This window comes from Corynebacterium faecale (assembly GCF_030408735.1).
GTDB lineage: Bacteria > Actinomycetota > Actinomycetes > Mycobacteriales > Mycobacteriaceae > Corynebacterium > Corynebacterium faecale.
The window spans coordinates 2,843,319-2,865,352 of the sequence record NZ_CP047204.1 but is presented as its reverse complement, the minus strand read 5'-3'; the positions used below and the strand labels follow the sequence as shown (position 1 = coordinate 2,865,352).

Annotated in this window: 15 protein-coding genes, 3 rRNA genes and 2 pseudogenes; 14 read left to right on the top strand and 6 right to left on the bottom strand. The window is 56.1% G+C overall.

Annotation, left to right across the window (positions count from 1 at the left end; genetic code table 11):
- Positions 1-646: 646 nt before the first annotated feature.
- The 3 genes from dnaB to CFAEC_RS12945 all read left to right on the top strand — a co-directional run bounded on the left by dnaB (position 647) and on the right by CFAEC_RS12945 (position 3,334).
- Positions 647-2,260 (top strand): replicative DNA helicase, encoded by a 1,614-nt coding sequence (gene dnaB, locus CFAEC_RS12955; RefSeq protein ID WP_290277453.1) that lies wholly within the window; start codon positions 647-649, stop codon positions 2,258-2,260.
- Between the two features lie 290 nt (positions 2,261-2,550).
- Positions 2,551-3,132 (top strand): PadR family transcriptional regulator, encoded by a 582-nt coding sequence (locus tag CFAEC_RS12950; RefSeq protein WP_290277452.1) that lies wholly within the window; start codon positions 2,551-2,553, stop codon positions 3,130-3,132.
- On the top strand, positions 3,107-3,334 hold the full coding sequence (locus CFAEC_RS12945; RefSeq protein ID WP_290277451.1) for a hypothetical protein: 228 nt from the start codon (positions 3,107-3,109) through the stop codon (positions 3,332-3,334). The genes CFAEC_RS12950 and CFAEC_RS12945 overlap by 26 nt, the downstream gene beginning before the upstream one ends.
- Here the strand turns inward: CFAEC_RS12945 and CFAEC_RS12940 are convergent.
- On the bottom strand, positions 3,294-4,616 hold the full coding sequence (locus CFAEC_RS12940) for an MFS transporter (protein ID WP_290277447.1): 1,323 nt from the start codon (positions 4,614-4,616) through the stop codon (positions 3,294-3,296). The two genes, CFAEC_RS12945 and CFAEC_RS12940, sit on opposite strands and share 41 nt — an antisense overlap.
- 252 nt (positions 4,617-4,868) lie before the next feature.
- Entirely contained in the window at positions 4,869-5,078 is a 210-nt protein-coding gene (locus CFAEC_RS12935) for a heavy-metal-associated domain-containing protein (RefSeq protein WP_290277445.1), read from the bottom strand.
- Between the two features lie 210 nt (positions 5,079-5,288).
- Between CFAEC_RS12935 and CFAEC_RS12930 the strand changes: the two genes are divergently transcribed.
- Both CFAEC_RS12930 and CFAEC_RS12925 read left to right on the top strand, forming a co-directional pair.
- Positions 5,289-5,666 (top strand): thioredoxin family protein, encoded by a 378-nt coding sequence (locus CFAEC_RS12930; protein WP_290277443.1) that lies wholly within the window; start codon positions 5,289-5,291, stop codon positions 5,664-5,666.
- Positions 5,667-5,943: 277 nt separating this feature from the next.
- Complete coding sequence (locus tag CFAEC_RS12925; RefSeq protein WP_290277442.1) at positions 5,944-6,921, top strand: PspA/IM30 family protein; 978 nt, start codon at positions 5,944-5,946, stop codon at positions 6,919-6,921.
- A gap of 109 nt (positions 6,922-7,030) precedes the next feature.
- Here CFAEC_RS12925 and CFAEC_RS12920 read toward each other — a convergent pair whose 3' ends face one another.
- Complete coding sequence (locus CFAEC_RS12920; protein WP_290277441.1) at positions 7,031-8,632, bottom strand: NYN domain-containing protein; 1,602 nt, start codon at positions 8,630-8,632, stop codon at positions 7,031-7,033.
- A 233-nt stretch (positions 8,633-8,865) separates the two neighbouring features.
- On the opposite strand from CFAEC_RS12920, the gene CFAEC_RS12915 reads away from it, so the two are divergent.
- From CFAEC_RS12915 to rrf, 6 genes are all read left to right on the top strand, one after another.
- Positions 8,866-9,240: a GntR family transcriptional regulator gene (locus tag CFAEC_RS12915; RefSeq protein ID WP_290277440.1), complete on the top strand. Its 375-nt coding sequence runs from the start codon at positions 8,866-8,868 to the stop codon at positions 9,238-9,240.
- Entirely contained in the window at positions 9,237-10,094 is an 858-nt protein-coding gene (locus tag CFAEC_RS12910) for an ATP-binding cassette domain-containing protein (RefSeq protein WP_290277437.1), read from the top strand. The genes CFAEC_RS12915 and CFAEC_RS12910 overlap by 4 nt, the downstream gene beginning before the upstream one ends.
- Complete coding sequence (locus CFAEC_RS12905; protein ID WP_290277436.1) at positions 10,091-11,041, top strand: hypothetical protein; 951 nt, start codon at positions 10,091-10,093, stop codon at positions 11,039-11,041. Before CFAEC_RS12910 ends, CFAEC_RS12905 begins: the two co-directional genes overlap by 4 nt.
- A 602-nt stretch (positions 11,042-11,643) precedes the next feature.
- Positions 11,644-13,166: ribosomal RNA gene (locus CFAEC_RS12900) — 16S ribosomal RNA — on the top strand.
- A 355-nt stretch (positions 13,167-13,521) separates the two neighbouring features.
- Positions 13,522-16,602: ribosomal RNA gene (locus CFAEC_RS12895) — 23S ribosomal RNA — on the top strand.
- Between the two features lie 119 nt (positions 16,603-16,721).
- Positions 16,722-16,838, top strand: a 5S ribosomal RNA gene (gene rrf, locus CFAEC_RS12890).
- The 16S, 23S and 5S rRNA genes sit together here, the layout of an rRNA operon.
- A 178-nt stretch (positions 16,839-17,016) precedes the next feature.
- On the opposite strand, the pseudogene CFAEC_RS12885 reads toward rrf, so the two are convergent.
- Positions 17,017-17,309: pseudogene (locus CFAEC_RS12885) on the bottom strand (IS3 family transposase); the annotation flags it as partial.
- 7 nt (positions 17,310-17,316) lie between these two features.
- Positions 17,317-17,463: pseudogene (locus tag CFAEC_RS12880) on the bottom strand (IS30 family transposase); the annotation flags it as partial.
- Positions 17,464-17,470: 7 nt separating this feature from the next.
- Between CFAEC_RS12880 and CFAEC_RS12875 the strand changes: the two are divergent.
- Positions 17,471-17,761, top strand: a complete 291-nt coding sequence (locus tag CFAEC_RS12875) for a recombinase family protein (RefSeq protein WP_290279929.1) — start codon at positions 17,471-17,473, stop codon at positions 17,759-17,761.
- 150 nt (positions 17,762-17,911) lie between these two features.
- On the opposite strand, the gene CFAEC_RS12870 is transcribed toward CFAEC_RS12875, so the two are convergent.
- Positions 17,912-19,081, bottom strand: coding sequence for a hypothetical protein (locus CFAEC_RS12870; protein WP_290277435.1), 1,170 nt, complete (start codon positions 19,079-19,081; stop codon positions 17,912-17,914).
- Positions 19,082-19,526: 445 nt separating this feature from the next.
- On the opposite strand from CFAEC_RS12870, the gene CFAEC_RS12865 reads away from it, so the two are divergent.
- Both CFAEC_RS12865 and CFAEC_RS12860 read left to right on the top strand, forming a co-directional pair.
- Positions 19,527-20,753, top strand: a complete 1,227-nt coding sequence (locus CFAEC_RS12865; RefSeq protein ID WP_290277434.1) for an AlbA family DNA-binding domain-containing protein — start codon at positions 19,527-19,529, stop codon at positions 20,751-20,753.
- A gap of 394 nt (positions 20,754-21,147) precedes the next feature.
- Positions 21,148-21,888, top strand: coding sequence for a hypothetical protein (locus tag CFAEC_RS12860; RefSeq protein WP_290277432.1), 741 nt, complete (start codon positions 21,148-21,150; stop codon positions 21,886-21,888).
- The last annotated feature ends 146 nt before the right edge of the window (positions 21,889-22,034 follow it).

Here is a 22,034-nt window from a genome sequence, read left to right as displayed (position 1 = left end):
GTTGAAATCTTTCTACAACCGGCCGCAACCGGTTGGTGGTGGCCCGGCATGGCAGCGGGGGGTCGCTGGTCCCCGGCGTTGCTGTGCTTTGCGACGCCCACCACGAATCCCGTAGTGGATCAGGCACCCCAGTTCCACTCCAGTGTGGGAGAATTCCTGCCTAAAATCTCCGTATCAAAGGGGTCTGTTGATAGTTATCCCCGGCCTGTGGATAACTTCCCCAAAATGTGGATAGTTAACCTGGTGTTAGTAAATGACAAAAGCCCTGCTTAACCGCAGTGAACGGGTATTCGAAGTCCTAAAACCTCTGGTAGAGGGAGTTATCCACTGTTTGTCCACAGTTGTCCACAGGTAGGTTTGATGCTGTGAGCTGCTGTGATGTGAATCTCCGGGGAGGGGGTCGGGGAGTTATCCACAAGTTATCCACAGGCTGGGGGCTCGATTGTGGGAAACTCGGTGGGATTGGGGAAGAATCTGGGGATAACAGGTTTTGTTCACCTATTGTTTTGTGGATAGTTCTGGGGAGAAACCGGGTGATCCATAGAAACCCAGGTGGCAGAAGTGAAGTTTTCCAGGGGCGGAGAAAAAATGACTATGGGGCCACGAAACACTAGAGTTAGGCAGGCTATGAGAAAGGGGATCAGCCATGTCAGCTGATGTATCGCCAGCGAGTTTTGATGATGACTTTGTGCCCCCGGTTCCTTCGGAGGCGCCAGGCGAGTCCTTCCCGCCGGATGACGGGGATCTACCGTCCCCGGCCTTCGAGGATGTGGACTTCAGTCCCGGGGGCAGCTCACCCTTCGGTGGTGGCGCTGACCGCGGTCCGGGAAGAGGGTCGGACCACCGCGGTGGTGACTTCAACAGGGATTCCAACAGGGATTCCAACCGTGGGCGTGGTCGCAAGGGGCGTGATGATGATGGTCCCCGTGAGTATCGTGATTTCCGATCCCCTCCCTATGACAATGACGCCGAGATGGGCGTGTTGGGCGCCATGCTGCTCAGCCCGAACACCGTCATTGACATTCTGGATGTCCTGGTGCCGGAGGATTTCTACCGACCAGCCCACCAGCTGATTTTCCAGGCGATCATTGATCTGTTCAGTGATAACAAGGACATTGACCCGGTCATTGTCTCCGGTCGTCTGGACCGCACCAATGATCTGGAGCGGGTGGGTGGTGGCGGGTATCTGCACACACTCATCCAGTCGGTGCCTACCGCGGCCAATGCCCGTTATTATGCGGAGATCGTTTCCGAGAAGGCCGTTCTGCGGCGGCTTGTTGATGCCGGAACACGTGTCGTCCAGCTGGGATATGAGGGTGATGATGGTGCAGAGATCGATGCCGTCATTGACCGTGCCCAGCAGGAGGTATTCGCGGTTTCCCAGAAGAACCAGAGCGAGGATTACTCCGTTCTGGCCGATATTCTGGGTGAGACGATGGAGGAGCTTGAACAGCTGTCCACCGATGGTGGTCTGGCCGCGGGTCTGCCCACCGGTTTCAAGGATCTGGATGACCTGACCAACGGTCTGCGCGGTGGTCAGATGATCATCGTGGCGGCCCGACCCGGTGTGGGTAAGTCCACGCTGGCGTTGGACTTCATGCGTTCTGCCTCCATCAGGCATGACATGGCCACGGTTATCTTCTCTCTGGAAATGTCTAAATCAGAGATCGTGATGCGTCTGCTCTCTGCGGAGACAGAGATCCGTCTCTCCGATATGCGCGGCGGAAAGATGGATGAAGAGGCATGGGAGAAGATGGTGCAGCGTCTGGACAAGGTGGCAAAGGCGCCGCTGTTCATCGATGACTCCGCCAACCTCACCATGATGGAGATCCGCTCCAAGGCGAGAAAGCTGAAGCAGAAACACGATATCCAGATGATCGTGGTGGATTATCTGCAGCTGATGAGCTCCGGCAAACGTGTGGAATCCCGACAGCAGGAAGTCTCGGAATTCTCCCGTCAGCTCAAGCTGCTGGCCAAGGAACTTGATGTTCCGGTCATTGCCATCTCGCAGCTGAACCGTGGTCCGGAAGCCCGTACCGATAAGCGCCCGCAGCTCGCCGATCTCCGTGAGTCTGGTTCGCTGGAGCAGGACGCGGATATCGTCATGTTGCTCTACCGTCCTGACTCTCAGGACAAGGATGATGAGCGTGCCGGCGAGGCCGATATCATTCTGGCGAAGCACCGTGGCGGTCCGATCGATACCGTCCAGGTGGCGCACCAGCTGCACTACTCGCGTTTCGTGGACATGGCGCGCGGATAAGGTAGCACTAAGAAGTACAGCTCAGGGGAGCGGTGGCCGGAAACGGTCACCGCTTCTGGCGTTCCATAGGGGTGTTTTTGGGCCTGTGTGTCCCACTCCACTCCCTCATTTCTGTGGTTAGTCGTGTCACTAACCCCAGCCTAAGCTATGTTTGGCAAGCCTTAGCGACATAGCCTGACCAGCCAAGATGCTCTATGATAGTCACTATCGTTGACTTAGCGATAAGTTGAGATATATCGTTAACTCTTCACAGTGTGGAGCTCTACAACCTCCACGGAAGGGCACACGATATGCAGCACGGTAAGACGTACAACGCAGAAGAATTCAATAGTGAAAACCATGGAGCGCGTCATGGGCGCCACCACCGCCGCAGAGATGACGGCGGGCACGGTCGACATGGCGGCCACGGTGGCCGTCGGCCGGGCCGTGGACGCGGCGGCCGGGCCGGGCGGGGAGATCTCCGTCAGGTGGTCCTGTCGTTGTTGGACACGGAGCCGATGCACGGCTACCAGATCATCACGATCATCAATGAACGCACCGAGGGGAATTGGAGTCCGAGTCCGGGCGCAATCTACCCGACGCTCTCCATGCTCGAGGATGAGGGTCTGATCACCATCAGCACCCAATCCGGTCGGAAGATGGCTCGACTGACCGGGGAAGGCGCTCAGCTTGTTGCCGAGAACGGCGCTGAGTGGGCCGGCATCCTCGAGGCCTACCGCAACCCAGAGTTGCGGGAATCTGACATTCACAGCGTCAGAACTGAGTTTTACAAACTCCGGGAGTTGATCAAATCAACACCGGAAGGCAATGAAGACAAGATTTTAGAGATTTTAAGGAAGGCAGCAGATGACATCAAGAGACTTCAACCCTGATACTGCGCAACTGCGCGACGATATCGTGGTCACCCGCAGGGGTAGCGCCACGGTCATCGCCAACCTGCCACGCAACCTGGAGGACTTCACCACCCATGATGACCAGGGCGGCATCGTGGGACACTTCAGGTCCTGGTGGAAGGACCTGACCTCAGCGGACGTCAATCAGCGAGGGATTTACCCTTCTGCTCAGGCAGCGTAAAGGCAGCCACCGCCGCAAGGGCGAAGGCTGAAGCGAACAGCGCGAACAGCATCACGGGACCACCGAAGGCAATCACCGGTGGGACGATCAACGGTGCGATGATGGATGCGATGCGTCCAAAACCTGCGGCAGCACCAGTGCCGGTGCCACGCACATTCGTCGGATACAGTTCCGGTCCGATGGCGTAGAGGGCACCCCATGCGCCCAGGTTGAAAAATGACAGCAGGCAGCCTGCAACAAGGATTTGCCACTCAGCATCGGCAAGACCATACAGCGCAGCCGACACTGCGGAACCAGCCAGGAAAGTAGCAAGAGTGGCCCTGCGGCCCCACTTTTCAATCAGCCACGCAGCCACGGCATAACCCGGCAGCTGCGCCAGGGTGATGATGAGGGTGAACTGGAAAGACCTCACCAGGGTGAACCCATCGGCCACCAGCAATGATGGGATCCAGATGAAGGCCCCGTAGTAGGACAGGTTGATGCAGAACCACACGATCCACAGGGCTGCTGTGCGTCTGCGCAGATTCGGCGACCAGATGGACTCGGATCCGGCGGCCTGGGTATCGCGGTTCTCCGGGAGGGCGACATCGTCCATCGGGCGACCTTCGCGGGCAGCCTGCTCCTCGAAGGACACCACGATTGCTTCGGCCTCCTCGTGACGGCCCTTGCGTTCCAGGAAACGGACGGACTCAGGTAATCCGAGGCGGACATAGATGGCGTAGGCGGCCGGCACGCATCCCAATGCCAGGGCCCATCGCCAGCCGTTGTCTCCCGCGGTGACCACAAATGTGCCGATGATCGCCGCCATGATCCATCCCAGGGCCCAGAAGGCCTCCAGAATCACCACCATCCGGCCACGGATCCGTCGGGGAGAGAACTCGGAGATCAGTGTTGAAGCCACGGGGAGCTCGGCACCCAGGCCCAGGCCCACCACGAAACGCAGGGCCATGAGCATCGCCAGGGACACCGAGAGTGCAGAAGCGCCGGTGGCCAGTCCGTAGATGAGCAGAGACAGGGCGAAGACCTGCCTGCGACCGATTTTGTCCGCCAGGAGACCACCGAAGGTGGCTCCGAGTGCCATGCCGACGAAGCCGATGGATCCCAGCAGTGACGCTTCGGTGGCAGAGAGGTTCCAATGGGTCACCAGGGCCGCCATGATGAAGGAGATGAGACCCACATCCATGGCATCCAGAGCCCACCCGATGCCTGATCCGCCGAGCAGCTTCTTATGTTTGGAGGTTACGGGCAGACGATCGAGTCTGTCGTTGCGCGTTAGGTTCATAGCCGAAAACAATACTCCCGCCGGGAAAGGTGTTGAAAAGGGGACAACCCCCGGAGGCAGGGCTCAGAGGGCGCGACCCCGGAGGTGGTACCTCAGGGGTAATGAGTGCAGAGACGAAAACCACCCATGGGGAACGGTAGTCTGATGACTACGGATCCGCATGGGTGGTGGGTACCCCTGAAATAGGGGGCAAGCCGGACAACGTGAGGCGGATGCGTCCGCCCTTTGGTTCCGTCGTTTAGCGCAGCCCGCTCAGGAGTCCTGTTTCAACGTGTAGCCGGCACGCTCCACGGCGGCGATGATGGCATCATCGCTGAATCCTTCGCCGGTGACGGTGACGCGACCGCTCTCGAGTTCTACCTCGACACCCTGGGTTCCCACGACCTCGGCCACTTCCTCCTGAACGGAAGTAACACAATGTTCGCAGGTCATGCCCTCGACTGAGTAGTTCTTCGTGCTCACAAAAAATCCTTTCCGGTGCTGGCTCAGCCGTCCCCCGGTCAATTGGGAAACATCAGTCAAAGTACTGCAATGTACGATGTCCCATAGAGTCAGGTTCCGGCCAGTGGATACACCCTGGGAGTGGATTGTCGCGCTCCCGGGAATGTCCGGTGCCTTCATGTAGTTGGTCCTTATATACAGACCATACAAACATTCATAGGGAGTTTTTCAATGGCAACGATTGATGTAACCGAAGACACATTTGAGCAGACCGTCACCGGCGGAGGCGTTGTCCTCGTTGATGCGTGGGCTTCCTGGTGCGGCCCATGCCGCCAGTTCGCGCCCACCTACGAGAAGGTTTCCGGAGATCACCCGGACGCCGTCTTCGCCAAGCTGGACACTGAAGCCAACCAGAGCCTGTCGGCTGCGCTGGAGATCCAGTCCATCCCGACCCTCATGATCTTCCGTGATGGCATCATGGTCTTCCGCGAAGCTGGCACCATGCCGGCACCTGCGCTGGATGATCTGGTCAACCAGGTCAAGCAGCTGGATATGGATGATGTCCGTCGCCAGATCGATGAGCAGCAGGCTGCTCAGGGCGAGGCCTAAGCTTTTCTCCTCCCCGCTTGAACTTTTTCAAGGACGTCCCACGATGCGCAGTCACCGCGGGGCGTCCTTTGTGTTTTCCGCTTATGGAGGCGCAGTCCCGCATGGTTGAGGTGAGCGCACACCCGGGTGCGGCCCCCTCAGGCTGCGGTAGGTGGGGACGGTGGGGCGTCGATAAGCATGTCTTGGGTGGTTTGTTCCGCGGGTGCGGGACTGGGATTTTACGTAGACTCGTGGCCACACGAACAACAACAAACCTATTCCTGGGAAGTGACTGACAATGGCTAATCCATTCAGCAAGGGCTGGAAGTACATGATGGCTTCCTTCGACAACAAGATCGATGAGAATGCTGATCCGAAGGTCCAGATCCAGCAGGCCGCCGACGCCGCCAAACAACAGCACAATCAGATCCTGCAGCAGGCATCACAGGTCATCGGCCAGCAGAAACAGCTGGAGATGAAGCTGGACCGCCTGGTCAAGGACCGTGATTCACTGCAGGATAAGGCGCGTCAGGCCATTCAGTTGGCTGATAAGGCATCCCAGGAGGGCGACGCCACCAAGGCGCAGGATTTCAACAACACCGCTGAGGTTTTCGCATCCCAGCTGGTAGCCGTGGAGCAGCAGCTGGAGGAAACCACCGCGCTGCACAACCAGGCTCAGACCGCGGCTGCGGACGCCACCCAGAAAACGAAGGAATCGGAGATGCGTCTCAAGGAGCAGCTCTCCCAGATTGATGCCCTGCGCCAGCAGGCGGATCAGTCCAAAATGCAGGAAACCGTGACCAAGTCCATGGATTCCCTCAACCAGTTCGGCCACAACGACGATTCAGTGCCCACCCTCGACGCCGTCCGTGAGAAGATCGAACGCCGTTATGCTGACGCTCTCGGCGCCCAGGAACTCACCCAGACTTCAGTGGGGGACCGCATGGCTGAGATCCAGAAGAGCGGCACCGACATGCGCGCGTCAGCCCGCCTGGACCAGATCCGCGCTGAAGCCGGACTGACCGCCGGTGCTGCGGCAGGTCAGCTGGAAAAGGGCACCGATGAACCGGTGGAAGCTGAAGAGCTTATCGACGAAACAACCCCCGTCCCCGACGCCGCCCACACCGGCGCGGTTGCTGATGACGCGGTAGTTGACGGCACTGACGGCACCGAGGGCACTGACGGCACTGACGCTGCTGATGTGGCTGAAGACGTTGACGGTGCACGCGACGCGGATGGTGCCGGCAACACCGATGGCGCGGCTGAGAAGAAGTAGTCCCCGCCGCCACGCGCTTATGGAAAGAAAAGGGCCGTCACCCTGCCGGATCATCAGGCAGGGTGACGGCTCCTTTTTGTCTTTAGCGGTGCTGGCTCAGTGGTGCTTGCTAGATATCACGAAGGTTGAGCAGAACGCCACGGATCCCTGAGTGGAACCCATCACGCAGGCTCACCCGCTGGGATTCCGTGAGGGTGTACTCGTGGAGTGTCTCGCATGCGAACTGCAACAGAGGGCGGTCAATCTCCGGGGGAAGTCCACCACCGGATAGCAGGTGGGACTGGTCGCGCTGCTCCGTGGTGGCGGCATTATCAAACCACCAGGAGGCGTACTGCTGGCCCACATCATAGGGGGTCTGAAAACCTGCGGAGGCCCACACCTCGTTGGGGAGGGGGACATACCGTGACCGCAGCTTGCGGCGGGGTGCCATCATCGAGGGGTTGGGGATGGATTTCGACTGGGAATCGCCGACCTGATCCTCGGACCGTTCCTCAACCTGGCCTTCTACCTGGCCTTCTACCTGTTCCTCGACCAGGGAGTCTGCCGGAGACTCTGTCCGGGCAGGGCCCGGGGTTGAATCGCCGGGTGTGGAAGGTGTCGCCGGCGCACCGGGCTTGGGGGTTGCCGGGGTGGGGCTGGGCGTACGGCCCGGGGTGGGGCCTGGGGTGGGGGCCTGGGGCGTTTGAGGGTTCGGCGTTGGTGCTGGGCTCGGTGTCGGGCCGGGGTTCGGCGTCGGGCCGGGCTTGGGTGTGGACTGGGCAGCCGGTGTTTGTGGTGCGCTGCCTGCAGTGGCTACCGGGTCGCCGGTGTCTGTTGGGATGGTGGTTGGTGCGTCGTTCGGAGTCGCGGCGCAGGACACGCCGGTGCCCTCGGTGGTGTCCGTGCCGGTGCCCGAAGCTGTGTGGTCGCGCTTCCCTTCAGCGACACCTTCACGTTTATCCATGGTGTTGGTGGCTTCGCAGAGGCGGTCCTCAGCCAGTTCGGCTGGTTCACCCGGGCGTGGTGAGGTTATTTCCGCTTCTGGTGGGGTGGTTCCAGGAGTGGTATTTGGCTTGATCTTGGGGTTCATGATGCCCTGGGCATTGGGCACCGGTGTCAGGCCGAGTTCCTCTATGGGTTCGGCATCCCCGATGGGCTTGACCCGAACCGTTGGCGGGACCGGGCCTTCGAGGACCTGAAGCTGCATGCAGTCCGCGAAATCCTCGCGGGGATCCAGGATGGTGGTGGTATCGCAGCAGTGGCGGAGCTGGGAGGACATGGAATCCCAGCCGAAGCCGTACAGATGGACCCGGACACCCGCGTTGGAGGCTTCCTGGACACCGGGGATCATGTCTGCGTCGCCTGATACCAATACGATGTCTGAGCATTGCCCGCGCACACCGGCTAGGACGAGGTCTGCGACAAGGCGGGTGTCCACGGCCTTCTGGGTGCGGCGTTCGCCCCATTCAATCAACTGTCCGGCCCGTAGCTGCACACCATCGCAGGTGCGCAGGGCGCGTTGATAACGGTGTGGCCCGGAATCAGGGATTCCGTCGTACCACATCTGCCTCTGTACAGGCTGTTTGAGTTGTTGTTCGATCATCCTTCCTAAGACCCCGACTACCTCGGGGAGGTCGATTTCTAATTGGGCGCGTGCGCCTGTCTCCCAAGAGTTGTAAAAGCTTGCGAGTAGGTAAGACGTGTCCACGAATACCTGTGTGCGTTCAAGCATGGCTCCTAATTTCCGATTCTGTTGAGTTATTAATCTTTTCACCCAAGCATGCCTTATTCAGCAATTACGCGTCTATTTGCGGTGGATAAACCGTGATTGAGCTTTATAAATCCACCAAATGGAGGTCGGGATGGGGGAAACTCCTGCTGTTGTGGTGGGGTGCCGGAGGATCTAAGGTTAGTTACATGAATAACCAACCAGTGAAGTGGCGATTGGGGAGGCGGTGATAGCTCGTGGATGACAACAATGCCCCACTCTTCCGGCAGATCGCCTCCTTGTTGGAGGACAGCATCGTGGATGGATCCTTGAAAGTGGGGGAGCGGGCCCCGTCGATGAATGAACTCGCCAGTTTTCACCAGATCAATCCGGCCACCGCCCGCAAAGGCCTGTCCCTCCTCATTGATTCCGGTGTGCTGGAGAAGCGACGGGGGATCGGCATGTTCGTGACGGAACAGGCTGTTCACGTCATCCTGGAGCGGCGCCGGGAGAAATTCGCCGCCGCCTATGTGGTGCCACTCGTAGATGAAGCCGCGAAACTCGGGATCTCCCGACAACATGTCCAAACATTGCTTGAACAGGTCGCAGAAAGTAGAGGACTGTATAAATGATCACCCTGAACGGCGTCACCGCCGGATATTCCACCAGAGCACCGGCACTCGAGGGGTTCAACCTCCATCTCGGTGCCGGGCAGATCCATGGGCTCGTTGGTTCCAACGGTGCCGGAAAAACCACCCTTCTCCGTGTGCTGGCGGGTCAACTCAAAGCAACCGGGGATATAAAGGTATTCGGTGAAGATCCTTTTGATAATCCCCGCACTTTAGAACGCACAGTATTCATGGGTATTGACGTGCCACTCCCTGATGCCTGGACTGGCCGGAAACTCTTCGACTTCGGTCGCGCCCGGTACCGCACCTGGAATGAGGACCGCGCCCTCACACTGGCCAAACGCTTCAAGCTCTCCGGTGACACGACGATCAAGGAGCATTCCCGCGGTCAGCGCTCAGCACTGTCCTTCATCTACGCTTTCGCCGCCGGCTGCGAGCTCACCCTCCTGGACGAGCCCTATCTGGGGCTGGATGTGGAAAAGCGCCATGCCTTCTATGAAACCCTCCGCGAGGAACGCGGCCGCACCATTGTCATCTCCACCCACCACCTCAACGACGTGGACCTGGACACGGTCACACTCTTAGATGCCGGCCTGCTGGTTCTCTCCGGGCCCGTGGACATGCTCAACGAACAGGTGCTCGCCGTGACCGGAACGGTGGAGTCGGTGGGCGCGGCGCTCCAGCGCGCCGGGGTTCCCTTGCTTGCCAACGCCCAGATCAGCGGTGCCCGCCGTGTCCTGCTGGATCTACGACAAGACCCACTCACCGCCGATGAACTCTGGGAACAGCCCGGGGTGACAGTATCCGGGGTCAGCCTGGATGAAACAGTGCGCGTGCTATTGGAGGCTGCCCGATGAAAATGTTCAGATTTCTCGCCTTCGAGTCCGGCCTGTTCTCCATCATCATGCTCACGCTCGCTTTCGGCTCCGCTTTCCTGATCAGTGAGCCGCAGGTCTATCTCATCACTGTCCTGGTCGGCATCTTCATGATCGCGGTGGGGCCGAAGAGAAAACGATATCTGGATCTCGGTCTGGATGGTGGTCTGTGGCGACGCCACCGTCTTATATCTCTATGGCTGCATGCGGTGGTGTTTTCCACGGTGGCCCTGATCGGCGGCCTGGTCACGGAACCCGTATGGATTGCTGTAGCCGTTCCCATCGTGATCGCGTTACTCAGAAGCGTGTTGATTCCCCAGGGGCGTGAAGTACAACCCCGCGCATACGGATCAATGAAAGAGGTGCACCTCCGACTATGGAGGGACATCTGGACCGGGAATATCGCGGCTCTTGTCGCCATCTGGGTGGTGGGCATATGGAAAGGAGAGGGATTTGATCTGATCCCGGTTCTCGGATTCACCACCTTCCTCTTTATTGCGCTGATGGTGGGAGGTGGTGGGGTACTGCGGGTCAGCCTGCGTCAATGGATTGCGCTCGGCGGCACCAGGGATGAATGGTTCAATAAGGCGGTGCGGTTCGCCTCGGTGAACCTCGCCGGGATAGCAGCTCTTTTCGTACTTCTGACGTTAATATCGGATGGGCAGGGAGCGCAGTTCTCGGTAGCCCTCATCTTTCCCCCGTTGATCATCCTGGCTGTGAATCTGGCAGATACGAAGATGGCCTGGTTGCCCATCCTCGGCATCGCGCTCGGGTTGCTGGTCTGCGCCCCGATTGGTTGGCTCTATATTCCACTCGCTCTCGTCGGCATGATGGTCATGCTGTGGGGGATTGCAACAGCGGTTCGTGGGGTGGAAGCCTTCAATCCAGGCTTTGCAGGCTGGCTGGGGATGGCAGAAAAGCCTGTCTAGCTGGGGGTTTGTGGGTTCTGATGCGGGGTGTGTAGATTGATATGAGTCAGGCCGACCGACAGCGCCCCGCCAGTTATGAACTGGTTGAGTGGTGTGAGGAAAACAGGTGCTGATAAACAAAGACGATACAAACACCGTGAGGTTCAAAGCGTTTTGACTTTGAACATCAGGTTACGTAAAGTTGATCAAGCTGCCAACAGACACCAACACTGAAGAAGTTGTTGCGTGGATGGGGTGTGCGAATGTTGTTTGAGAACTCAATAGTGTGCCATTTATTTTTTGTTTGTCGTACTATCGCCTCTTTTGGGGTGGTGGTGGTCATGCCGGGTGGTGGGGATGCATATACCCTAACCACTGTAAATAAAGGTACTGACAGCTTTCGGGTTGTTGGTGTCGTTTAATTTTGTGCATGGTTTATTACGATAACACCTGGCCCCCGTGATGCTTTTCCCCGTCGGGATAAAAGTGGGGGTTGGGAAGAATGTTTTTTTATTAACCATTATTTGGTTGAAACAGCCAGACAACACACTGCTTTTGTGGTGTGTTGTTGTTTGTTTGCTAGGTTTTCTGGCTTTTCACGGCCTTGGAATTTATTTTCATATTTTGTGGAGAGTTTGATCCTGGCTCAGGACGAACGCTGGCGGCGTGCTTAACACATGCAAGTCGAACGATGATGCCCTGCTTGCAGGGTGGATTAGTGGCGAACGGGTGAGTAACACGTGGGTGATCTGCCCTGCACTTCGGGATAAGCCTGGGAAACTGGGTCTAATACCGGATATGACCCCCCTTTAGTGTGGGGGGTGGAAAGCTTTTGCGGTGTGGGATGAGCCTGCGGCCTATCAGCTTGTTGGTGGGGTAATGGCCTACCAAGGCGTCGACGGGTAGCCGGCCTGAGAGGGTGATCGGCCACATTGGGACTGAGACACGGCCCAGACTCCTACGGGAGGCAGCAGTGGGGAATATTGCACAATGGGCGAAAGCCTGATGCAGCGACGCCGCGTGGGGGATGAAGGCCTTCGGGTTGTAAACTCCTTTCGCCAGGGACGAAGCGTAATAGTGACGGTACCTGGAGAAGAAGCACCGGCTAACTACGTGCCAGCAGCCGCGGTAATACGTAGGGTGCGAGCGTTGTCCGGAATTACTGGGCGTAAAGAGCTCGTAGGTGGTTTGTCACGTCGTCTGTGAAATCCCGGGGCTTAACCTCGGGCGTGCAGGCGATACGGGCATAACTTGAGTGCTGTAGGGGAGACTGGAATTCCTGGTGTAGCGGTGAAATGCGCAGATATCAGGAGGAACACCAATGGCGAAGGCAGGTCTCTGGGCAGTAACTGACGCTGAGGAGCGAAAGCATGGGTAGCGAACAGGATTAGATACCCTGGTAGTCCATGCCGTAAACGGTGGGCGCTAGGTGTAGGGGACTTCCACGTCTTCTGTGCCGCAGCTAACGCATTAAGCGCCCCGCCTGGGGAGTACGGCCGCAAGGCTAAAACTCAAAGGAATTGACGGGGGCCCGCACAAGCGGCGGAGCATGTGGATTAATTCGATGCAACGCGAAGAACCTTACCTGGGCTTGACATACACCAGATCGCTGCAGAGATGTAGCTTCCCTTGTGGCTGGTGTACAGGTGGTGCATGGTTGTCGTCAGCTCGTGTCGTGAGATGTTGGGTTAAGTCCCGCAACGAGCGCAACCCTTGTCTTATGTTGCCATCACGTGATGGTGGGCACTCATGAGAGACTGCCGGGGTTAACTCGGAGGAAGGTGGGGATGACGTCAAATCATCATGCCCCTTATGTCCAGGGCTTCACACATGCTACAATGGTCGGTACAGCGAGTTGCCACACCGTAAGGTGGAGCTAATCTCTTAAAGCCGGCCTCAGTTCGGATTGGGGTCTGCAACTCGACCCCATGAAGTCGGAGTCGCTAGTAATCGCAGATCAGCAACGCTGCGGTGAATACGTTCCCGGGCCTTGTACACACCGCCCGTCACGTCATGAAAGTTGGTAACACCCGAAGCCAGTGGCCCAACCCCTTGTGGGAGGGAGCTGTCGAAGGTGGGATCGGCGATTGGGACGAAGTCGTAACAAGGTAGCCGTACCGGAAGGTGCGGCTGGATCACCTCCTTTCTAAGGAGCTTTAAATTAACCCCACGATCAACAGTGTTGATGTTGTTGGGGTGTTGGTGTTGGAACCCGTTCGTGGTTGCCATCAACAAATAATAATCGGGTGGATCATGACCCTGTGTTCGGCAAACAAACCCATACTTGTGGGAAGTAAATATTTGGCATGCTGTTGGGTGTCTGGGATGACATTGGTTATTCCCTTGGGCATTCAGATCAATGAGGATCACCTTGTGTGTGGTTGTTGTTGGTGTGGGTGTTGTGTTGTGTGAGAACTGTATAGTGGACGCGAGCATCTTTATTTTTTGTAAGTTTTATTGTGTATCCGAACGTGGCACCAGCCTTTGTGGTTGGTGTGTTTAGTGTTTGTTTTAAGGGCACACGGTGGATGCCTTGGCATATCAAGCCGATGAAGGACGTGAGAGGCTGCGTTATGCCTCGGGGAGTTGCCAACTAAGCGTTGATCCGAGGATGTCCGAATGGGGAAACCCAGCCGCAGTGATGTGTGGTTACCCGCCGGTGAATATATAGTCGGTGTGGAGGTTGACACGGGGAAGTGAAACATCTCAGTACCCGTAGGAGAAGAAAACAATTGTGATTCCGTTAGTAGCGGCGAGCGAACGCGGATGATGGCTAAAATCTATGTGTGTGATACCCGGCAGGGGTTGCATGTAGGTGGTTGTGGGGTAATGACGATTGTGTTCTGCCGGACACTGGCGTTGCGCATGATGATTAGTGGAAGTGGTGTGGAAACGCCTGCCGTAGAAGGTGAAAGTCCTGTACATGAAGGTCATTGTGGTGATGTGGTTGTTATACCCGAGTAGCAGCGGGCTCGTGAAATCTGCTGTGAATCTGCCGGGACCACTCGGTAAGCCTGAATACTTGATATGACCGATAGCGGATTAGTACCGTGAGGGAATGGTGAAAAGTACCCCGGGAGGGGAGTGAAATAGTACCTGAAACCGTGTGCTTACAATCCGTCAGAGCATCCTTTGTGGTGTGATGGCGTGCCTTTTGAAGAATGAGCCTGCGAGTCAGCGGCATGTCGCGAGGTTAACCCGTGTGGGGTAGCCGTAGGGAAACCGAATCCTAACTAGGGTGTTTTGAGTGGCATGTCTTGGACCCGAAGCGGAGTGATCTACCCATGGCCAGTGTGAAGCGATGGTAAGACGTCGTGGAGGCGCGAACCCACTTAGGTTGAAAACTGAGGGGATGAGTTGTGGGTAGGGGTGAAAGGCCAATCAAACTCCGTGATAGCTGGTTCTCCCCGAAATGCATTTAGGTGCAGCGTTGTGTGTTTCTTACTGGAGGTAGAGCTACTGGATGGTTTAGCGGGACCAACATCTTAGCGACATCAGCCAAACTCCGAATGCCGGTAAGTTAGAGCACAGCAGTGAGACTGCGGGGGATAAGCTTCGTAGTCGAGAGGGAAACAGCCCAGATCGCCGGCTAAGGCCCCTAAGGGTGTGCTAAGTGGAAAAGGAGGTGGGGTCGCGAAGACAGCCAGGAGGTTGGCTTAGAAGCAGCCATCCTTGAAAGAGTGCGTAATAGCTCACTGGTCGAGTGATCCCGCGCCGACAATGTAGTGGGGCTTAAGTACACCGCCGAAGCCGCGGCAATGACATCTTTTTGGTGTTGTTGGGTAGGGGAGCGTCGTGCATGCGTTGAAGCAGCCTGGTGACGGTGTTGTGGAGTGTGTGCGAGTGAGAATGCAGGCATGAGTAACGATTGATGAGTGAGAAACTCATCCGCCGGATGACTAAGGGTTCCTGGGTCAAGTTAATCTTCCCAGGGTGAGTCGGGGCCTAAGGCGAGGCCGACAGGCGTAGTCGATGGATAACGGGTTGATATTCCCGTACCCGAGTGTGCGCGCCCATGGTGAATCAGTGATACTAACCACCCACAAGATCATCTACTGACCTTCGGGTTGGTGGTGGTGGCGTGCGTGGGACCTGATCTGGTAGTAGCTAAGTGATGGGGTGACGCAGTGAGGTAGCCTGAGCCACTTATTGGATTGTGGTGTAAGCGTGTAGAACGTCAGGTTGGTAAATCCGTCTGGCATTGTGTTCGAGGCGTGATGCGTAGCCCTTTTGGGGTGAATTCGGTGATCCTGTACTGTCGAGAAAAGCCTCTAGCGAGTGCATATTCGGCCCGTACCCTAAACCGACACAGGTAGTCAGGTAGAGAATACTAAGGCGTTCGGGTGAACTGTGGTTAAGGAACTCGGCAAAATGCCCCCGTAACTTCGGGAGAAGGGGGGCCCACACAGGTGACCAGTTTTACACTGTGAGCTGGTGTGGGTCGCAGAGAATAGAGGGAAGCGACTGTTTACTAAAAACACAGGTCCGTGCGAAGACGTTTAAGTTGATGTATACGGACTGACGCCTGCCCGGTGCTGGAAGGTTAAGAGGACCGGTTAGCTGTTAAAGGCGAAGCTGAGAATTTAAGCCCCAGTAAACGGCGGTGGTAACTATAACCATCCTAAGGTAGCGAAATTCCTTGTCGGGTAAGTTCCGACCTGCACGAATGGCGTAACGACTTCCCTGCTGTCTCAACCACAGGCCCGGTGAAATTGCAGTACGAGTAAAGATGCTCGTTACGCGCGGCAGGACGAAAAGACCCCGGGACCTTCACTATAGCTTGGTATTGGTGTTTGATTCGGTTTGTGTAGGATAGGTGGGAGACTTTGATCATGTGACGCTAGTTGTGTGTGAGTCGTTGGTGAAATACCACTCTGATCGGATTGAATGTCTTAACCTTGGCCCATGATCTGGGTTGGGGACAGTGCCTGGTGGGTAGTTTAACTGGGGCGGTTGCCTCCTAAAATGTAACGGAGGCGCCCAAAGGTTTCCTCAGCCTGGTTGGTAATCAGGTGGTGAGTGTAAGTGCACAAGGGAGCTTGACTGTGAGAGTGACAGCTCGAGCAGGGACGAAAGTCGGGACTAGTGATCCGGCACCTACTTGTGGTTGTGGTGTCGCTCAACGGATAAAAGGTACCCCGGGGATAACAGGCTGATCTTCCCCAAGAGTCCATATCGACGGGATGGTTTGGCACCTCGATGTCGGCTCGTCGCATCCTGGGGCTGGAGTAGGTCCCAAGGGTTGGGCTGTTCGCCCATTAAAGCGGTACGCGAGCTGGGTTTAGAACGTCGTGAGACAGTTCGGTCTCTATCCGCCGCGCGCGTTGAAACTTAAGGAAGGCTGTCCCTAGTACGAGAGGACCGGGACGGACGTACCTCTGGTGTGCCAGTTGTTCCGCCAGGAGCAGGGCTGGTTGGCTACGTACGGAAGGGATAACCGCTGAAAGCATCTAAGCGGGAAGCCTGTTTCGAGATGAGGTTTCTTTTGAGGTTCCCTATAGATTATGGGGTTGATAGGCCAGATCTGGACGCATCGTAAGGTGTGGAGGTGACTGGTACTAATTTACCGACACAAACCCTAGTGGTTTGGATATTAACGCAATGTAACAAAACAGAACTTATTAGTTGTTCGCGTCCACTATGCAGTGTCTAGCACAGCACACGTACATGCACCGGTTGGTGTGTGTGGCCTGTTGGTTGTGTCGGTGGTGATAGTAGCAGGGAAACGCCCGGTCCCATTTCGAACCCGGAAGCTAAGCCTGGTTACGCTGATGGTACTGCACTCGGGAGGGTGTGGGAGAGTAGGTTACCGCCGACCTAAAACTTAATGAAAATAAGAAGAGAAGGAAGAGGCCTGATGGTTTCTTCCTTCTCTTCTTTTGTGCGTCCACTTGGCAGTTAATGATGATAGCCCTGAAAGGAAGAGTGTATCTCTTTCTTTCAGGGCTATTGGTGCGCTCGTCAAGTTTTTGAGACAGCTTGATTGAGTTTTTCTCTTACGCTGCTGCTAATCCATACTGCTGCTGATATGCGGTCAAAGCATTCGCCGGCGACAGCCCATGGTTATTACTGTGGGGCGGCGCCGGTTGTACCATCCCTCGATATATTCCATGACCGCGGTCCTAGCCGCGAGATGATTCTTAAAGTCATAATGGTGATACATTTCGGTCTTCAAATGGGAGAAGAAATTCTCCACGACCGCATTATCCCAACACACCCCGGTCACTCCCATTGACTGGGTGATCTTGTTGCCCGCACACCACTTCTGAAATTCCCCGGAGGTATATTGGGCGAGTTCAATCGGTCGTTGCAACACTGAGTTGTTTGAGTAAGTGTAGCTGTTGCGCGAAGACTTCGGCAGGGGTGCGCCAGCCGAGTACTTTTCGGGGTCGATTGTTGAGTGCTAAGGCGACAGCTTCGAGATCCTCGGCCGACCAGCGCGTGCATTTCATCAAGGAAAATCTGGTGTTTTCGAAAGACTCCACCGACCCACGAGCGACACTCATGCTGGGCATTTTGGGGTCGTTTGCGGAGTTTGAACGCGCGATTATCCGCGAGCGTCAGGCAGAAGGGATTGCGCTGGCGAAAAAAGCCGGCAAATATAAGGGCCGCAAGCGTGCTTTAACCCCTGCTCAAGTAGAACAGGCTCAGGCTAAGGTTGCTGCAGGGGAGTCGAAGGTCGCTATCGCCAAAGATCTGGGTATTAGTAGAGCTACCCTATACAGATCCCTACCTCGATGACCTCACGAGGGGAAATGACCACCCGAGAAGAGGCCCATGGACCTGATTATCTCACGCTCACGACATCAAGATCCCCAGTTTGTAACAGCACCCCTGCACTGAGTTAAGACATCATTGTCTTGCAGCACAGTGCAGGGGGATTTTTACATGCTACCTAGCGAAACGAGCTGGTAGCAGCCCCCACTGACGAACGCTACGACCTGGGGAAAAAACCCATTCATCGTCACAGCGATCACAATCCAACCGCCTGGAATGCTCCTGAAAACCAACCTCGTTCTCATGATCCTCAATGATCGTGCCATCACCGCACGGGCATACGAAAGTGTATGTCTCCCTATCACTACGCACCCACTTCTTGATCAAAGCTGTACGAACAGGTGTCGTCTCCGGGGCATCCCTGTAAAACTGATTGATTGCTTCAATAACAGAATCGTACACATCAAAACCAGCGTTGATATGCCTGAACATCTCCAGGAAATCAGCCGGATGCGCTGCCATATCGTGATCACTGTTTAAGACACCGGCCCAATAATCGTTCGCAATATCACCAACTACCGTGTCATCGGCATGATGTGCGAGCAGCCACTCATGAAAAGGCAAGGGCGTGTCTGAGTGCTCCGGCTCAATCCATTTCTCAGTAATAGTCTCACCAGCTGCGGCACGTTCAAGAGAGGCCTGGACAAACTCATAACCCGCTGGACGGAAATGATGCGCCTTCGGCCGGTTGTGATCACTACCACGCGCGGTCATGCTATGGACGTACCTATGCTCCGTCTCAGAAATGCCTACATAAAGATTCGGGCCGGCGCCTGTGTCATCGAGTAATGGGATACCAAGGGCTGCCGCCACCCAGATCACTTGCCCATTGCTGACGTAACCCAGATGAGGCTTGAGGAAATTCTCTGCAGTGTGCTTGAGCGAATAGCTGTGAACTTCCGCATCAGCAACGTCATCCACCATGGAAAACATCTGCAAAAACTCAGCGATCAGGGCCAAATCGAGGTAATCAGTCTCACCATTAAATGACCACACATCGCCGAAGTCACTGCGCCGCACGCCATTGGCACTAGACAATGGTGCCGTACTGTGCTCATTGTTGATACCGATCAGCTCATGATTCTGCAAGATTGCTATCAGCTGACGTGCCCTTAACCTTTGCCCTAAGAGCCCTTGAGCCATCGGAGAGGTCATTTGTCGCAGCGCTGCTGTGTAGGTGCAGCCTGTGAATTCGGCCCACGCCTTCGCATCTTGCTGTTGCGAACGATTGGGGCGAAGCTGCGCATCTACACGAGAGATGCTGGAGTTGTGAACTGTGGACATGTCGATCTCACTATTTCCGGGCTGAAGTATCCCACGCCTACCAACCCTGGATGAGATGGAGTATCACAACAGGAAAGTAAACTTCTGAGTTCCGCATGAATCGGTTGTCCTCGACGCCGTCGTCACGTGGGAACTTAGGCTCGGAGAATGGCAGATCAGGCTACCACTGCCTTTATTATAGCAGGGGCCAAGGTGTGGCGTTCCGTGCGACAACACTGCTGCTTCAGGCGACGGACCTGGCCCCCGTTTGGTAGACCCCTAACATCCCAACAATCTGGGACTGTGCGTCCTAGGGTTCTCCTCCCGGAGTTTGCAGCACCACCCTATGCATAGAGATATAGGGACAAAACCGTCGGAAAAACTAAGTCACCTCCAAGGGCGCGAAAGAGCAGCGTGGGCTTCTGCACCCCCTGAAAGCGTCGAGGATCTTCATTAGAGTGGGAAAATGATCTTCAGTGCCCTTCATCGCGAGCTCGGCCAGCGTCCTGGCCCCTTCACCATCGACATGATCAACCAAGCCATCGAGGAAGGAGTAGAGGAACGCGATGACCTGGACTGGAAACAGGATCTGGTCGAGCAGAAGAAGCTCAAAGGAGAAGAATTCGTCAAAGACATTGCCGCCATGGCAAACAACGGTGGCGGCTTAATTATCTACGGGGTGAAAGAGAACGAGAAGGCTGCCGTAGCCCGTCATGATGCCCCGGGGTTTAGAGAGGGGTATGAACGTAGTCTGATTGCTGCGACCATCCACCATATTCACCCTCCTGTCTTCGGGGTCGAGGCCTTTCTCCTCCAAGATGACCAGGGACAAGCGGTGGTAGTCTCCGTGCCAGCGAGTGCTGATCGACCACACCTGGTGTATCGGGGAGAGATGTTTGGAGTGCCGATACGGGTGGGAGCAGATACCACCTGGCTGGGGGAGCGCGAGATTTCTCGGATGTACCGGGAAAGATTCAACGAGCAACGTTTCGCTGATGAAGCCCTCCAGTCCCTCTACGATCAAGCAGATCTTCATCGCGATGATGACCGCACCTGGTTTATCGGTGTTGCCCGACCCTGCATCCCGATCCTAGGCCCCCGGATGAGTGATATAGACATCAGAGAAGTAGTACAGAAATCCTACGGGGAGTCCCTACGCGTCAAAAGGGGAGACATCTTTGGCCCGATTCGCAACGTCAGATATGCGAATCCTCGGCCTGGCCTGCGTAGTTGGGTTCTTACCTCCTCAAGCGACGATGATTTATTTACAGCGCAGGTCACTTTGCATCATGACGGCTCGGTATCAGTAGCGATGGCTCTTGGAGGTATCCATGCACCTGAGAACCACACTGGCTCTACTGTGGTGTCCTCCATTTTCCTGGAATCTTATCTCACGGATCTGCTGATTCTCGCGCGAATGGTAGGGGAAAAAACCGGAACAGGCGAATATGAAGTACGCGTGGGACTGGAATCCCGCGACCCGAGTCCGATCGTGATGTGGACTCCAGGAGAGCCTGGATTTTTCCCTGAGGATCCTCGGGTTCCGTTGAAGAAATTCATCCCGGTTACCACGTCAATCGGTGTTCGAGACTCCTTGGATTCAGTTCTTGATGCTCTGAGAAATATTGCCCGTGACTGCATTAATCAAGGGGGTCTCTCTTACTTGCGAACCCTTCGGAAAGAGCTAACGTAAAAGACAGTGGGTTAACCGAGGGTCAAGTCCGACTGAGTGGTGTATCTGCCCTTTCGATAAAATAAGCAGTGTAACGGCCTCACATCGCCACCCACCCCATCCGCGTATGGCGACACCATCATGAAAGAAGGTATGCGGAATGAAACGCCTGCTCCTCACCCTCAGCACTTTTGTCCTGGCGCTCGGTGTCACCGCTTGCTCTCCCAACGGCGATACAGCGTCATCCTCACCTGTCTCTGAGGCAGTGCTGAGTGAGTTTGAGTCCGCTGTCGCTCCGTCCGAAGATATCGAGCCCGGAGGCGATATCCAGGAAATTAAGGTCGGGGAGCCAATCAAGTTTGATTGCTACTCTCACCTTCCCTGCGACGCCTCTTTCACTCCTGAGGACGTCACTATGTCTGATGTATGCCTTGGTCGCGTCGATGATTATGGCTCGGGCCCCGAACTGGTGGATGGGAAAACCTACCTGCAGGTCTCCGGGGTATTTGAGGTACGCACAGCAGAGAATGGGTGGACAATGCTCCACGACCCGCAGATCATCAACTCCGAAGGCTTCACCGAAACCCCGGATATGGCCATTAATTGCCATGAAGGCGACGGATACGAATTGTGGTCTAGCACTCTCGACGAGAGGCAAAAAGCAAAGCACTTCGGCGTGTGGATCGTGCCTGAGAACGCTGAATATATGCTGTTCGAGGATACAAAGATGAAGTTGCCCAAGGTCAATAATGCTGGCGAAATCATCGACACTACCCCGTCGGTGACGATGACACAGTCAACCGCTCCGGAGACCGCCGCCGCGGTAGAACAGGGGTCGTCAGCACCCGTTTTCGTCCAGTGCTGGGAGAACGACGCCGCACTCATGTCGGACCAGACGATCGTCTACGACCCTGTCAACTGCCGTAACGATGATTACGAAGCCCAAATGGCTGAGGAGGTGTGGATGCACGAGGATGGACCGGCCCCGTCCTACGAGGGTTGCGCAGCTGCGATCTGCGGTTACGGGCACAACGACCAGGGCCAGCGCAATCCCTCTTCCGGTGAGATCCAAACACTCCACGGATGTCAGGAGGGATACATCACCGACGCGGAGCTCTGCGGCGCTGTTGCCTGGGTCGAGAACCACCAATACTAGCCAAATAGCTGTTCGAGAGCAGATTTTACAAGGTTAAGGTATGCCCTATTTAGGTAAGACAAAATCTCGAACAGTTGGGAGCCCCTCGGATGTAGGTATTCCTGTGGCCGTAACCTGAACTATCGTCTCGCCTTCCTCTCCAGTTC